The organism is Streptomyces sp. NPDC017979 (assembly GCF_044328175.1).
Taxonomy (GTDB): Bacteria; Actinomycetota; Actinomycetes; order Streptomycetales; family Streptomycetaceae; genus Streptomyces.
Window position 1 is genome coordinate 604173 of the sequence record NZ_JBIRGU010000001.1, and the last position, 14570, is coordinate 618742.

8 protein-coding genes are annotated in these 14570 nt (G+C 73.5%); 3 read left to right on the top strand and 5 right to left on the bottom strand.

The genetic code is table 11. The features are described from left to right. Positions 1–242: 242 nt before the first annotated feature. Together ACH4E8_RS02560 and ACH4E8_RS02565 are read right to left on the bottom strand one after the other, a co-directional pair. Positions 243–3665: an ATP-dependent helicase gene (locus tag ACH4E8_RS02560; RefSeq protein ID WP_398443591.1), complete on the bottom strand. Its 3423-nt coding sequence runs from the start codon at positions 3663–3665 to the stop codon at positions 243–245. Between the two features lie 329 nt (positions 3666–3994). Further along, the gene (locus tag ACH4E8_RS02565; RefSeq protein WP_398443592.1) at positions 3995–4351 is read right to left on the bottom strand and encodes an MGMT family protein; all 357 of its coding nucleotides are present in this window, start codon (positions 4349–4351) and stop codon (positions 3995–3997) included. A gap of 287 nt (positions 4352–4638) precedes the next feature. Here ACH4E8_RS02565 and ACH4E8_RS02570 point away from each other — a divergent pair, with 287 nt between their 5' ends. From ACH4E8_RS02570 to ACH4E8_RS02580, 3 genes are all read left to right on the top strand, one after another. After that, positions 4639–7608: a lysylphosphatidylglycerol synthase domain-containing protein gene (locus tag ACH4E8_RS02570; protein WP_398443594.1), complete on the top strand. Its 2970-nt coding sequence runs from the start codon at positions 4639–4641 to the stop codon at positions 7606–7608. Positions 7609–7694: 86 nt separating this feature from the next. After that, positions 7695–9308 (top strand): alpha/beta hydrolase, encoded by a 1614-nt coding sequence (locus ACH4E8_RS02575; protein ID WP_398443596.1) that lies wholly within the window; start codon positions 7695–7697, stop codon positions 9306–9308. Between the two features lie 87 nt (positions 9309–9395). Next, positions 9396–10991, top strand: coding sequence for an alpha/beta hydrolase (locus ACH4E8_RS02580; protein ID WP_398443598.1), 1596 nt, complete (start codon positions 9396–9398; stop codon positions 10989–10991). 149 nt (positions 10992–11140) lie between these two features. On the opposite strand, the gene moeZ is transcribed toward ACH4E8_RS02580, so the two are convergent. From moeZ to ACH4E8_RS02595, 3 genes are all read right to left on the bottom strand, one after another. Continuing rightward, positions 11141–12319 carry an adenylyltransferase/sulfurtransferase MoeZ gene (moeZ, locus tag ACH4E8_RS02585; protein ID WP_398443601.1) on the bottom strand — a complete coding sequence of 393 codons (1179 nt, stop codon included), beginning with the start codon at positions 12317–12319 and terminating at the stop codon, positions 11141–11143. A gap of 63 nt (positions 12320–12382) precedes the next feature. Continuing rightward, on the bottom strand, positions 12383–13210 hold the full coding sequence (locus ACH4E8_RS02590) for a spherulation-specific family 4 protein (RefSeq protein WP_398444698.1): 828 nt from the start codon (positions 13208–13210) through the stop codon (positions 12383–12385). A gap of 41 nt (positions 13211–13251) precedes the next feature. Further along, complete coding sequence (locus ACH4E8_RS02595; protein ID WP_398443602.1) at positions 13252–14325, bottom strand: NAD-dependent epimerase/dehydratase family protein; 1074 nt, start codon at positions 14323–14325, stop codon at positions 13252–13254. Between the last annotated feature and the right edge of the window lie 245 nt (positions 14326–14570).

The following is a 14570-nucleotide window of genomic DNA, read 5'->3' on the forward strand; positions in this document are numbered from 1 at the left end:
ATTGGTCTCTGCGGGCCGTCTGTGGTTGGCCGCGCAGTCCTGCCCCTGCCCACTAAAGGCAATGCCGTTGCCTCAGCAGGCGCGGTGGCGCCGTGATGAGTGTGCAGTGACGGCGTCTGCCGCCCGTCTGTGGCTGGTCGCAGTCGCCGGGACAGCAGTACAGGTACGGCCAGAACGCGGGCCGGGACCGGGCAGCCCGTGGGGGTCTCGGGAGCGCCGCAGCCCGGAGGGGTGCCAGGAGGTCACTCCACCACGTGGCGGCCCTCGGGTTGGGCCGTGCACGAGTTGCGGAAGGTGCAGGTCGTGCAGTGGGGGCCGGTCGTGGGGGTGAAGCGTTCGTCGAGGACGCGGCCCGCCGCGGTGGCGAGGAGGTCGCCGACCCATTCGCCCGTGAGGGGCTCCTGCGCCTGGACCTTGGGGGACGCGTCGCCGCCCTCCTTCTGGGGGGCCGCTTGGCGGAGGTGGACCAGTTCGGCGCCGCCGGGCTCGGGGCGGCGGCCGTCGAAGACCTCGTCGACCGCGCCCTCGCGCACCGCGAGCTGGTAGACCGCGAGCTGCGGATGGCGTGCGACCTCGTCGCCCGTCGGCGCCTGCTTGCCGGTCTTGAAGTCGACGACGTACGCCCTGCCCTGCGCGTCCCGTTCGACGCGGTCCATGGAGCCGCGGATCCGCACCTCGTACTCACCCGCCTCCAGCGTCACGTCGAACTCGCGCTCCGTCGCCGCGGGGACGCGCCCGCCGCGGTCCATCACGTGCCAGCGCAGGAAGCGCTCGATCGCCGCGCGCGCGTGCCGCTTCTCCTGCTCGGACTTCCAGGGCGCGTCGAAGGCGAGCGAGTCCCAGACCGATTCGAGGCGTTCCATCAGGACGGCGAGGTCGGCCGGGGTGCGGCCGGAGGCGACCTCGTCGGCGAGGACGTGGATCACGTTGCCGAAGCCCTGTGCGACGGTGGCGGGCTCGTCCGCCCGTACCTCGCGCCCCAGGAACCACTGGAGCGCGCAGGTGTTGGCGAGCTGGTCCAGGGCGCTGCCGGACAGGGCGACGGGCCGTTCGCGGTCGCGCAACGGGGCGCTGCTCTCGGTGGGCTCGTGCAGGCCCCACCAGCGCTGCGGGTGCGCCGCGGGGACGAGCGGCAGTCCCTCGTCGTCCTGGAGCGCGGCGAGCTTGGCCAGCCGTCGGGCGGCGGCGTCCCGCAGTGCGGGCGACGCTTCGGGGTCGACGGTCGTGGCGCGCAGCTCGGCGACGAGCGCGGCGACGGCGAGGGGGCGACGGGGGCGACCGGCCACGGCGACCGGGGTGACGCCGAGCTCGGCCAGGAAGCGGGACGGCTGGTCGCCGTCGTCCGCGGGCGCCTGGACCGCGGTGACGACGAGACGCTCGCGCGCGCGGGTGGCGGCGACGTAGAAGAGCCGTCGCTCTTCGGCCAGCAGCGCGCCGGGGGTGAGCGGTTCGGCGAGGCCGTCGCGGCCGATGCGGTCGGCCTCCAGGAGCGAGCCGCGGCGGCGCAGGTCGGGCCAGAGCCCCTCCTGCACCCCGGCGACCACCACCACGCGCCACTCCAGCCCCTTGGAGCGGTGCGCGGTCATCAGGCGCACCGCGTCGGGGCGCTCCTGGCGGCCGGAGAGGGTGTCCGCGGCGATGTCCTGGGCCTCGATCTCCTCGATGAAGTTGAGCGCGCCGCGCCCGCCGGTGCGCTCCTCGGCCCGCGCCGCGGTGTCGAACAGCGCGCACACGGCGTCCAGGTCGCGGTCCGCGTTGCGCCCGGCCGCGCCGCCGCGCAGGGCGGCGTTCTCCAGCCGCTGCGGCCAGTACGTGCCGTTCCACAGCGTCCACAGGGTCTCCTCCGCCGTGCCGCCGCCGTCGAGGACGGCGCGGGCCTTGGCGAGCAGCCGCCCCAGCTCCTGTGCACGGCGGGCGTACGAAGGGTCGTGCGCGACCAGCCGTTCCGGTTCGGCGACGGCGCGGGCGATCAGCAGGTCGGACGGCGGCGGCAGGCGGTTGCCCGCGGCCCGCTCCTCGTCACGCAGGGCGCGGCCGAGCTTGCGCAGGTCGGCGGCGTCCATCCCGCCGAGGGGGGAGCTGAGCAGGGTCAGGGCGGTCTCGACGTCGAGCCAGCCGCCCGATGCCCCGCCCTCGTCGCCCTCGTCGCCTACTTCGCTCTCGTCGCCTACTTCGCTGCCCTCGCCGTCCGTGCCATCCACGTCGTCCACGTCGCCGTCGGCACCGTCAGTGGGCTGCGTCGCCACCGCGCGCAGCGCCGTCAGCAGCGGTGCGACCGCGGGTTCGTGGCGCAGCGGCACGTCCGCTCCGTCGACCTCCAGCGGCACCCCGGCCGACGTCAGGGCGCGGCGGATCGCAGGGATGGTGCGGTTGCCCGCGCGGACGAGGACCGCCATGTCGTGCCACGGAACGCCGTCTTCCAGATGGGCCCGGCGGAGGATGTCGGCGACGTTGTCCAACTCGGCGGAGGCCGTGGGGTAGGTGTACGCCTCCACCCGCCCGCCGCCGCGCGTCGCGGCGAGGTCCCGGTGGGCGCGGACCTTGTCGCCGGGCAGCCGGGTCAGCGGCATCCGCCGGGTGAGCAGCCGGGTCGCTTCGAGCAGCGTTTCGCCGCTGCGCCGGGACGCGGTGAGGACGGCGACGCCCGCCGGGGCGCCGTCCGCGCGCGGGAAGGCGGCCGGGAAGTCGAGGATGCCGTTCACGTCGGCGCCGCGGAAGGCGTAGATCGACTGGTCGGGGTCGCCGAAGGCGACCAGGGTCCGGCCGCCGCCGACGAGCGCCCGCAACAGCCGGACCTGCGACGGGTCGGTGTCCTGGTACTCGTCCACGAACACCGCGTCGTAGGGGAAGTCGTACGGGAAGGAGCGCGCGGGCGCCGTGCGCTCGGCGAGGAGCACCGCCCGGTGCACCAGTTCGGCGTAGTCCAGGACGCCCTGCATGTCGAGGACGTCCAGGTACTCCGCGAGGAAGGACGCCGCGGCCCGCCAGTCGCGCCGCCCGGTGCGGGCGGCGAACCGCGTCAGGGACTCGGGGTCCAGGCCCAGCTCCCGGCTGCGGGCGAGCACCGCGCGCACCTCGTCGGCGAAGCCGCGGGTGGTCAGACAGGCCCGCAGCTCGTCGGGCCAGCGGTTGCGGGCCAGCCCCTCGCGCTCCAGGTCGAGCTGGCCGGTGAGCAGCTCGCGCACGGCGACGTCCTGTTCGGGGCCCGACAGCAGCCGCAGCGGCTCGGCGAACAGCTCGGCGTCCTGGTGGGCGCGGACCAGGGCGTAGCAGAAGGAGTGGAACGTGGTGGCCTGCGGGCCGCGCGCGCCGCCGAGGCGCAGCGCCATCCGGTCCCGCAGTTCCACGGCCGCCTTGCGGCTGAAGGTGAGGACCAGGATCCGTTCGGGATCGGCGCCCTTGGCCAGCCGGGCCGCGACCGCCTCGACGAGGGTGGTCGTCTTGCCGGTGCCGGGACCGGCGAGGACGAGCAGGGGGCCGTGGCCGTGGTCAACCACGGCGCGCTGCGCGGCGTCCAGACGGAGGGGGTCTGCGGCCCCGAGCGGAGTGCGGACCAGCCGGTACGCACTCGTGCCACGTCCTCGGTGCCCCTGCGGGCGCGGGAAGCCCCCCTGCCGCCCCTGTCGCGGGTGCGGCGTGCGCCCTGTGGTGGAGGAGGAGGTCACGTGGATCGCTGGTCCTGGTGGGTGTGGTGGTGCTGATGGAGCAGGGAGTGAAGGAGAAGCAGCAGAGGAAGCGGAAACGGACGGGGTCACAGTGGGTGGAGGGACGGGCGGAGTCGCGTCGGCCCTTCCCCGCGCGGCCGGGGCCGCGCCCCGACGACGCTACCTCGCCGCCGCCGTGCGCCCGGCTGCACCCGGCGCCGGGGTCACCACGCGCTCGGACCGCCGTTCCCCGCCGCCGTGCTCCGTGGCGCGGTCCGTTCCGTACTCCGTACGGCACCGGCCCCGCCCGTTCCCCCGTCGCGTGCCGGAGGCCGTCGTACCGGAAGCTGTCATATGTGAGCGTCGTCCACCGCACCACCGCCACCGCCGCCGTCCCACCGGGCCCGCTTCATGTCCAGGCGCGGTACGTGCCCCTCGGCGCCGGGCGGGGCCTCGCGCAGCGGGGTGCCCTCCGCGCGGTAGTTCCCGAGGGCGTCCAGCTCGTGGCCGGGCAGCAGCGTGCCGTCCGAGCGGACCACGCGCCACCAGGGCACGGCGCCGCCGTACAGCGCCATGACGCGACCGACCTGGCGCGGCCCGCCCTCGCCGAGCCACTCGGCGATGTCGCCGTACGTCATCACGCGGCCGGGCGGGATCTGCTCCGTGACGTCGAGGACCCGCTCCGCGTACTCCGGAAGCTCTTCCATCCGACCCATCCTGCCCCACCCCACCGACAGAGCTGCCAGAGCTGCCAGAGCTGCCAGAGCTGCCGACGCCGCCAAGGCCCGGGCACTTGCGGATGGTACGGACCACCACGAGCGGCAAAGCAGACAAAAGCCGAAGTATCATCCGGGCGACGTCCACGCGATGCCCCCTGATGCCTTCGCCCGGCGTCCGGTCGTGCCAGGATCGTGCGGACGGTGACCGGTGAGGCGCGCTCAGGACGAGCAGCAGGAAGAGCAGGAAGAGACCGAGACGGCGAAAGGGGGAGGGCGTGCAGCCCGGGACGACGGCTGACCCCTCCGGGACCGGGCCGGACCGGACCGACAGCGGGGACCACCGGGAGCACACGGGTCCCGGCAACCCCGCCGCACCCGCCGACGGCGCCCCGTCCAGGAAGGCGCCCCCCACCAAGGACGTAGGACCGATCGAGGACAAGAAGCACGCAGACGACGCCGGCGCCGACAGCGGCGACAACGGCCGGCACGGGGGTGCGGCCGGCCGCACCCCCGACGTCGACGGTGCCCGAGACGCCTCCGCCACCCCCGAGGACGACAAGCACAACAGGGGCGAGAAGGGCGGCAAGGAGGGCAAGCGCGGCAAGGACGCCGCCTGCACGGACGGCGTCGACAGCGTGTCCGGCGACGAGCCCCTGCTCGCCGCCCGCGTCCACCGCCCCTCCGACCTGATGCGCTTCCTGGTCGGCATCCTCGCGATCGCCGTCGTCCTCGCCATCGCCGCGTTCGCCCAGGGCACCACCACGGGCCTGGAGAACGACATCAACAAGGGCACCGGCCAGGCCCCCGACCTCCTGGTCAAGCTGGCCGGCCTGGTGTCCTCCATCGCCGTCCTGCTCGTCCCCATCGCCTTCGCGATCGAACGCCTGATCAAACGGGACGGGCTGCGCATCGCCGACGGCGTCCTCGCGGCCGTGCTCGCCCACGGCGTCACCCTCGCCACCGACCTCTGGGTCGCCCGGGTGGCGCCCGCCAGCATCCAGGACGCGCTCACCCAGTCCCAGAGCGGCGGGCTCACCGACCCCGTCCACGGCTACCTGGCCCCCGTCATCGCGTACATGACGGCCGTCGGGATGGCCCGCAGACCCCGCTGGCGGGTCGTGCTGTGGGTGGTGCTGCTGCTGGACGCCTTCGCGATGCTCGTCGCCGGGTACACCACGCCGTTCTCGATCATCCTGACCGTGCTGCTGGGCTGGACCGTGGCGTACGGCACGCTCTACGCGGTGGGCTCGCCGAACGTGCGCCCCACCGGGCAGACCCTGCTGGCGGGCCTGCGCCACGTCGGCTTCCGCCCCGTCACCGCGATGCGCGCCGAGGACGTGCCGGAGTCCTCCCCGCTGCGCTCCGCCGGCAGCGGCGGCGCCGAGCAGGGCGACCGCGGCCGCCGCTACCTCGTCACCCTGGAGACCGGGCCGCCGCTCGACGTCACGGTCGTCGACCGCGAGCAGCAGGCGCACGGCTTCTTCTACCGGCTGTGGCGCCGGCTGACGCTGCGCAGCATCACCACCCGCCGCTCCTCGCTCCAGTCCCTGCGCCAGGCCCTGGAGCAGGAGGCGCTGCTCGCGTACGCGGCGATCGCGGCCGGCGCGAACGCGCCCAAACTGATCGCCACCTCCGAGTTGGGCCCGGACGCCGTGATGCTCGTGTACGAGCACCTGGGCGGGCGCAGCCTGGACGACATGGCGGACGAGGAGATCACCGACGACGTGGTCCGGGGGGCCTGGCGCCAGGTCAAGGCGTTGCAGTCGCGTCGGATCGCGCACCGCAGGCTGACCGGCGACGCCATCCTGGTGGATCGTTCCGGCAAGGTCATCCTCACGGACCTCAGGGGCGGTGAGATCGCCGCGGGGGACCTGGTGCTGCGGATGGACGTCGCCCAGCTCTTGGTCACCATCGGGCTGCGGGTCGGCGCCGAGCGCGCGGTCTCCGGCGCCCTGGAGGTGCTGGGCCCCGATGCCGTCGCGGACTGTCTGCCGCTGCTCCAGCCGATCGCGCTCAGCCGCTCCACCCGGGCGACCCTGCGCAAGCTGGCCCGGGAGCGGGCCGAGCGGGAGCGGGAGGCCGTCCTGGAGGCGTCCGCCGCGGATCGCCGCGCCCGCGCCGAAGCGGCCGGCGAGCGCACGGCCGCGGCCGCCAAGAAGGCCGTGCGGAAGTCCGAGCGGGCGGAGAAGCAGGCCAACAAACGGGCCATAGACGAAGCGCTCGACGAGGCCCGCGAGGAGGACCTGCTCACCCAGATCCGGCATCAGGTGCTGCTGATCCGCCCCCAGGCACCGGTGGAGCCGGTCCGGCTCGAACGCATCCGGCCACGGACGTTGGTGAGCCTGATCGCGGGCGCGATCGCGGCGTACTTCCTGCTCTCCCAGATCGCGGGCAACAACCTCGCCGCCGACTTCGGCAGCACCCAGTGGGTGTGGGTGGCGGTCGCGGCCGCGTTCTCGGTGCTCAGCTACGTGGCGGCGGCGATGAGCCTGCTGGGCTTCGTGCCCGAGCGCGTGCCGTTCCCCAAGACGGTCCTCGCCCAGGTCGCCGGCTCCTTCGTCAAGATCGTCGCGCCGGCGGCGGTCGGCGGCGTCGCGCTGAACACCCGGTTCCTCCAGCGTTCGGGCGTACGGCCCGGGCTCGCGGTCGCCAGCGTCGGTGCGGCGCAGCTCTTCGGCCTCGGCGCGCACATCCTGCTCCTGCTGACCTTCGGCTACCTCACCGGCACCGAGAAGACGCCGTCCCTGAGCCCGTCCAGGACGGTGATCGCCGGGCTGCTGACGGTCGCGGTCCTCGTGCTGGTGGTGACCGCGATCCCGTTCCTGCGCAAGTTCGTCTCGACGCGGCTGCGGTCGCTGTTCGCCGGCGTCGTGCCGCGGATGCTGGACGTGCTCCAGCGGCCGGGCAAGCTGCTGACGGGCATCGGCGGGCAGCTCCTGCTGACCTTCGCCTTCGTGATGTGCCTGGACGCCTCGATCCGGGCGTTCAACGACGGCGAACAGCCGCTGAGTTACGCGAGCCTCGCGGTGGTCTTCCTGGCCGGCAACGCGCTGGGGTCGGCCGCGCCGACGCCCGGCGGCGTGGGCACGGTCGAGGGCGCACTGATCCTCGGCCTGATCGCCGCGGGGGTGCCGCGGGACGTGGCGACCGCGGCGGTGCTGCTGTACCGGATCCTGACGCTGTGGCTGCCCGTACTGCCCGGCTGGTTCGCCTTCAACCACCTCACGCGCCGGGGTTCCCTCTAGCAGGCCCTCTGGTGGAGCCCGGTCGGAAACCACCCGCATGGACCGCCGCGGGGGCGCCCGGCGGCGGCACCGCGCACGATGGCGGCATGCCGACCACCGCCAGCGCCGTCCGCGCCGCCGCCCTCGTCGCCTCCCTCTCCGTGCTGCTGGCGGCGGGCTGTGCCGAGAGCGGCGAGACGGGCAAGCGGAAGGATCCGGCGGGCGGGAAGGCGAGCACGGTCTCCCCCGAGACCGGCGCCTCGCCGCTGGGCAAGAAGCTCACCGAGCAGAAACTGACGTGGAAGCCGTGTCCGGCACCGTCCGAGGCCGAGGGCGGCGGCCCGGCGCCGGCCCCCCTGCCCGGCGGCTCGGAGTGGGAGTGCTCCTTCATGGACGCGCCCCTCGACTACGCCGACCCGGGCGGCAAGACGATCGAGCTGGCACTCATCCGGGCGAAGGCCACCCGCGAGGCGGACCGCATCGGCTCGCTGGTCTTCAACTTCGGCGGCCCCGGCGGCTCCGGCGTCGCCACCCTGCCCGCCGCCGCGACCGACTACGTCGCCCTGAACACCCGCTACGACCTGGTGAGCTTCGACCCGCGCGGGGTCGGCCGCAGCGCCGGCGTGGTGTGCGAGGACGACAAGCAGCTCGACGCCTTCTACGCCCTGGACGCCACCCCCGACGACGACGCCGAGATCACGGCGTACCAGAAGGGCCTGAAGTCCTACGCGACGGCCTGCAAGAAGAACTCCGGCGATGCCCTCCCGCACGTCGGCACCCTCAACGCGGCCCGGGACATGGACCTGATGCGCCAGGTGCTGGGGGACGACAAGCTGCACTACTTCGGGGTCTCGTACGGCACCGAACTCGGCGGCGTCTACGCCCACCTCTTCCCCAAGAACGTGGGCCGGGCCGTCTTCGACGCCGTCGTCGACCCCACCAAGGACTCCGAGCAGAGCTCCCTGGGCCAGGCGAAGGGCTTCCAACTCGCCCTCGACAACTTCGCCCGGGACTGCGTGGACCGCGGCGACGAGTGCCTGCTGCCCGGCACCACCGTCGAGGAGGTGGAGGCCGGCATCATCGGCCTGCTGGACCGGCTCGACCGACAGCCCATCCCCACCGGCAGCGGCCGGGAGCTGACCCAGACGCAGGCGCTGAACGGCATCGCGCAGTCCCTGTACTCGCAGGAGTTCTGGGAGTACCTGGAGGCTGGCGTCAGCGAGGCGGACGGCGGCGACGGCTCCCTGCTGCTCGCCCTCTCCGACGCGATGACCGGCCGCAACGCGAACGGCCAGTACAGCAACTCGGGCGCCGCGTTCAACGCCATCAGCTGCGTGGACTCCAAGGACCGCTACTCGGTGGCTCAGACGAAGGCCGAACTGCCCGCGTTCCACGAGGCGTCACCGGTCTTCGGCGACTACCTGGGCTGGGGCATGATCAGCTGCACGGACTGGCCCGTCCCCGGCACGTGGAGCCACCCCGACGTCTCGGCACCGGGCGCCCCGCCGATCGTCGTCATCGGCAACACCGGTGACCCCGCCACCCCGTACGAGGGCGCCAAGGCGATGGTCGACGCGCTCGGGCCGGGCGTCGGCGTCGAGGTGACCTACCGGGGCCAGGGGCACGGGGCGTACAACGCGACCAGCACGTGCGTGAAGGGCGCCGTCGACGCGTACTTGCTGGAAGGACGCGTGCCCGCGGCCGGGACGGTGTGCCAGTAGGACGCGTACGGCCGCGGCGCTGTCAGTGGGGCCACCTACGATGGAACGCGCTCGGCACCGGTCGGGCACGGACCACGGGGGGTTCGCATGGGGCACATTCGCACGGGGCACCGGCGATTTCGGGCGGGGGCGCTGGTCGCGGCGGCCGTGCTGCTCGCCGGGGCGGCCGTCAGCTGCACCGACGACGGGGGCGGTGCGTCGGGGAAGGAACCGGACGCGACGCCGTCGAGCGCCCCGCCCGGCAGCCCGGCGACCAGCCCGTCCGGCGGCGCCCTACCGGCGTCCGTCACCGGTCAGTTGCCCGTGTGGCGCGCGTGCAAGGCCCCCGCGGACGACCCCGGCGCCGAGGTCCCGAGCGGGCGGTGGCAGTGCGCCTCGATCCGCGTGCCGCTCGACTACGCCAAGCCCGGAGGCGAGACGACGCCCGTCGCCCTCGTCCGCGCCCGGGCGACGGACGAGAAGCGCCGCATCGGCTCCCTCGTCTTCAACTTCGGCGGGCCCGGCGCCTCCGGCGTCGCCGTCCTGCCGGGCTTCGCCGATGACGTCCCCCGGCTGAACGAGCGGTACGACCTGGTGAGCTTCGACCCGCGCGGAGTGGCGGGCAGCTCCGGCGTGGTGTGCCGCAACGACCGGGAGACCGAGGCGTCCCACCGCATCGACAACACCCCCGACACGGCTGCCGAGGAGAAGGCGTTCCTGGCCGATTCCGCGGCCTTCGGCGCCGGCTGCGCCCAGCGCTCCGGAAAGGTCCTCCCCCACGTCAGCACCGCGAACGCCGCCCGCGACATGGACGTGATCCGACACGTGCTCGGCGACCGCAAGCTGCACTACTTCGGCTTCTCGTACGGCACCGAACTCGGCGGCGTCTACGCCCACCTCTTCCCGAAGAACGTGGGCCGGCTGGTCATGGACGCGGTCGTCGACCCCACCGCGGACTTCGCCGGCGGCGCCCGCAACCAGGCCCTCGGCTTCCAACGCGCCCTGGACAACTACTTCACCAGCCGCGGCACCGCCCCCAAAAAGGGCACGGCCGAGGTCGCGGCGCTGCTGAAGCGGCTGGACGCGAAGCCGCTGCCGGCGGCGCAGGGCCGGGAGCTGACCGAGTCCCTGGCGCTGACCGGGGTCGTCTTCTCCCTGTACAGCAAGGAACGCTGGTCGCTGCTGACGGACGGACTGGCGGCCGCCGAGCGGGGCGACGGCACGAAGCTGCTGGAGCTCGCCGACAGCTACAACTCCCGTGATGCCGAAGGCCGCTACTCCACGAAGAGCCACTCGCAGCGGGCGATATCGTGCGCGGACGCCCGGGCCAGGCCCACCGCGGACGACGTGAAGTCCCGGCACCTGGCGGACTTCACCGGGGTGTCCCCGGTCTTCGGCCCGTACTTGGCGTGGGACGTGGCGGGCTGGTGCGCGCAGTGGCCGGTGCCGGGCACCTGGGAGTCGCCGCAGGTCTCGGCGAAGGGGGCGCCGCCCGTCCTCGTCGTCGGCACCACCGGCGACCCCTCCACGCCCTACGAGGGCGCGCGACGGATGGCGGACGGCCTGGGCGCCGGGGTCGGGGTGCTGATCAGCAGCAAGGGGCAGAACCACGGTTCGTACGGCTTCTCCCCCTGCGTCACCGGCCACGTGGACGCCTACCTGCTGCGCGGCAAGGTCCCGAAGAGCGGCACGACCTGCGGATAGTTCCACCCGAGCAGGCGGATGCGGTCGCCGGGCAGGCGGATGTCGCACGCGTGGGCGGGCGGGCTGGAGACGGCGCGGCCCCGGCCGCGCGCCGCGTCGGGAGGACGTCGGCGGGCGACCGGGGCCGAGAGCACCCGGAGCGGGTGGGATCAGTACACGGGCTTGCTGGGCTCGATCTGGTTCACCCAGCCGATGACGCCGCCGCCCAGGTGGACCGCGTCGGCGAAGCCCGCCGACTTCAGGACCGCGAGGACTTCCGCACTGCGGACACCCGTCTTGCAGTGCAAGACGATCTTCTTGTCCTGCGGCATGCTCTCCAGGGCCGTGCCCATCAGGAACTCGTTCTTCGGGATCAGCTTGGCGCCGGGGATCGAGACGATCTCGTACTCGTTGACCTCGCGGACGTCGATGATCTCGATGTTCTCGCCCTCGTCGATCCACTCCTTGAGCTGCTTGGGAGTGATCGTCGCGCCGGCCGCGGCCTCCTGCGCCTCCTCGGAGACGACGCCGCAGAACGCCTCGTAGTCGATCAGTTCGGTGACGGTGGGGTTCTCGCCGCAGACCGCGCAGTTCGGGTCCTTGCGCACCTTCACCTGGCGGTACTGCATCTCCAGGGCGTCGTAGATCATCAGCCGGCCCACCAGGGGCTCGCCGACGCCGGCGAGGAGCTTGATCGCCTCGGTGACCTGGATGGAGCCGACGGAGGCGCAGAGCACTCCGAGCACGCCGCCCTCGGCGCAGCTCGGGACCATGCCCGGCGGCGGGGGCTCGGGGTACAGGCAGCGGTAGCAGGGGCCGTGCTCGGACCAGAAGACCGACGCCTGGCCGTCGAAGCGGTAGATGGAGCCCCAGACGTACGGCTTGTTCAGCAGTACGCACGCGTCGTTGACGAGGTAGCGCGTGGCGAAGTTGTCCGTGCCGTCGACGATGAGGTCGTACTGGCTGAAGATGTCCATCACGTTGTCGGCTTCGAGCCGCTCTTCGTGCAGGACGACGTTCACGTACGGGTTGATGCCCAGGACCGAGTCCTTCGCGGACTCGGCCTTGGAGCGGCCGATGTCGGACTGGCTGTGGATGATCTGGCGCTGCAGGTTGGACTCGTCGACCTCGTCGAACTCGACGATGCCGAGGGTGCCGACTCCGGCCGCAGCGAGGTACATCAGCGCGGGGGACCCCAGGCCGCCCGCGCCGACACAGAGCACCTTGGCGTTCTTCAGCCGCTTCTGCCCCGCCATCCCGACGTCCGGGATGATCAGGTGGCGGGAGTACCTGCGGACCTCGTCGACGGTGAGCTCGGCAGCGGGCTCGACCAGGGGTGGCAGCGACACGGGGACTCCGTTGCGTCGATAAGTCAGTACGGTTGTTCCCTGGTAACACTGCCACGCGCCTACTCATTCCGAGACACCCGGTCCGATCCGCGAGACGATTTCGTCCCAGTAGCCGGGCAGCGCCTCAAATGCCACCTTTCGCCCCCGGTCCGGCTCCACCCGATCCGCCCGGTCCGCGAAGTCCGCGGGATTCCGGAGGTCTCCGGGGTCCGCGGCGGGCCGGTCCGGGCGGTCGGTGAAGAAGATCGTCCCGGCGCCCTGCCAGCGGGCGATCCGCACGGCCTCGTCCAGGTGCGTGCGCGGCACCCCGTGGACGAAGTGCACGAACCGTTCCGGCGGGTACCCGGCCGTCCACTCCGCCACCTGCGACCAGCGGTACTCCGTCCAGGCGCCGGAGAAGGTCACCAACTGGTCCGCGGCCTCCGCGTATCCGGGGTACGGATGGCCGGCGTGCCCCAGCACGAGGTGCCCGTCGGACCCGCCCGGCCCCCGGCCCGCCAAGAGCGAGCTCAGCGTCGCCGTCATCCGGCGCACGCCCGCCAGCTCCGGACGCTCGGCCGGGCAGCGGTCCAGCAGGAAGCCGCCGACCCGGTACCACTCCAGGTAGTGGTGGGCGTCGGCGACCAGCTCCGCGAAGGGCCGGGCGCCGTGGGCCAGGTCCAGGTGGCCTATGACGCGCACGCCCGCGTTCGTCAACTGCCCCGCGGCGGCCAGGCAGTGCGGGTCGGGACGGGCGCCGGGCCCGTTCGCCACGTTCAGCACCACCCAGTCCAGCGGGGTGCCGGGCCGGGTCAGCTCGGCCCACTCCGTGGGCGCGACCAGCGGATGGGCGTAGCCGGGGACGCCGATGCGCAACCGGCCCCAGTCGACGTCGCCGAGCGCCTGCGGCAGTCCGGACGCGGCGGGGTGGGGTCGCCGCGGGGCCCGGGTGGTCAGATGCGACACGCCGCCTCCATCCAGATGTCGGCCAGCGACTCCTCCAGGTTGATCCGGGGACGCCAGCCGAGGCGGTCGCGGGCGGTGCGGATGTCCGCCTGCTGCCAACTGCCGCAGCCGTCGGGGTACGGGACCGGGGTCGAGGAGAGCTGCTCCAGCACGGACTCGGTGCGCTGCGGGCCGATGCCGTGGCCGAGGTGACCGGGGCCGTGACCCGGGTGGCCCGGGTGGCCGGGATGACTTGGGTGTCCGGGGTGCGCCGGGTGCCCCTGGTGACCGAGGGACCCGCCGCCGAGCGCCCCCGGCCGTCCTTGCGGCACGTCCAGCTCGTGCAGCGCACCGGCGTACCCGGCGACCCGGGCGAGGACCGCCGCCGCGTCTCTGAGCCGTACGGCCCGGCCCGTACCGATGTTGACGATGCCCTGCGCGGCGGAGAGCGAGGCGGCGTGCACGGCGCGGGCCACGTCCCGCACGTCCACGAAGTCGCGCTGGACGCCGAGGCCGCTCAGCTTCAACTCGCCGTCACCGGACTGCATCGCGCGGCGCATCGCCTCCGCGAGCCGCCCCAGCGGTGAGCCGGCCGGGGTGCCGGGCCCGACGGGTGAGAAGACCCGCAGCACCACCGCGTCCAGCCCGGAGCCGAGGACCAGCTCGGTCGCGGCGAGCTTGCTCACGCCGTACGGGCCGCCGGGCCGCGGCACGGCGTCCTCCGCCGTCGACGAGCCCTGCTGGGACGGCCCGTACTCCGACGAGCAGCCCACCTGGACCAGCCGCGCCCCGCAGCCGCTGCGGCGCAGCGCCTCGCAGACGGTGGCGACGGCGACGGTGTTGTGCCGGGTCAGCTCGCGGGCGCCGCCGCGGGTGGCCCCGGCGCAGTTGATCACGACGCCGGGGTGGACGGCGGTCAGGAAGCGGGTGAGGGCGCCGGGGCTGCCGCCGGCGAGGTCGAAGCGCACGTCGGCGTCGTCCCCGCGGCCGAGGGCGGTGAGGTGGACGGCGGGGTCGGCGAGCAGCCGGTCCGCGACGAAGCGGCCGAGGAATCCATTGGCACCGAGCAGCAACACCCTCATCGCGCGACCCCTTCGTACCGACGGTTCATGGCTAGGGACTGGCGGTTCATGTCCGGTCTCTCCTTAAGGCGTCGCCAGGGCTCGGCGACGGCTGGTTCAGCGGATGACGACAGTTGCGACAGATACGAACTGGTACGGCTAGTGCGCGAGGTGCAGGTGGTGCTGCCAGGGCCGCCGGCACGGCCGGTGCCCCTGAGGCTGCGGCGGTGTCGTCTGCGGTTGCTGGTCGTCGTGTGCGCCGCCGA

Coding starts and splice junctions, on each gene's coding strand:
- ACH4E8_RS02595 (WP_398443602.1), bottom strand. CDS start 14,325: ATGAGGGTGTTGCTGCTCGGTGCCAATGGATTCCTCGGCCGCTTCGTC.
- ACH4E8_RS02575 (WP_398443596.1), top strand. CDS start 7,695: ATGCCGACCACCGCCAGCGCCGTCCGCGCCGCCGCCCTCGTCGCCTCC.
- ACH4E8_RS02580 (WP_398443598.1), top strand. CDS start 9,396: ATGGGGCACATTCGCACGGGGCACCGGCGATTTCGGGCGGGGGCGCTG.
- ACH4E8_RS02565 (WP_398443592.1), bottom strand. CDS start 4,351: ATGGAAGAGCTTCCGGAGTACGCGGAGCGGGTCCTCGACGTCACGGAG.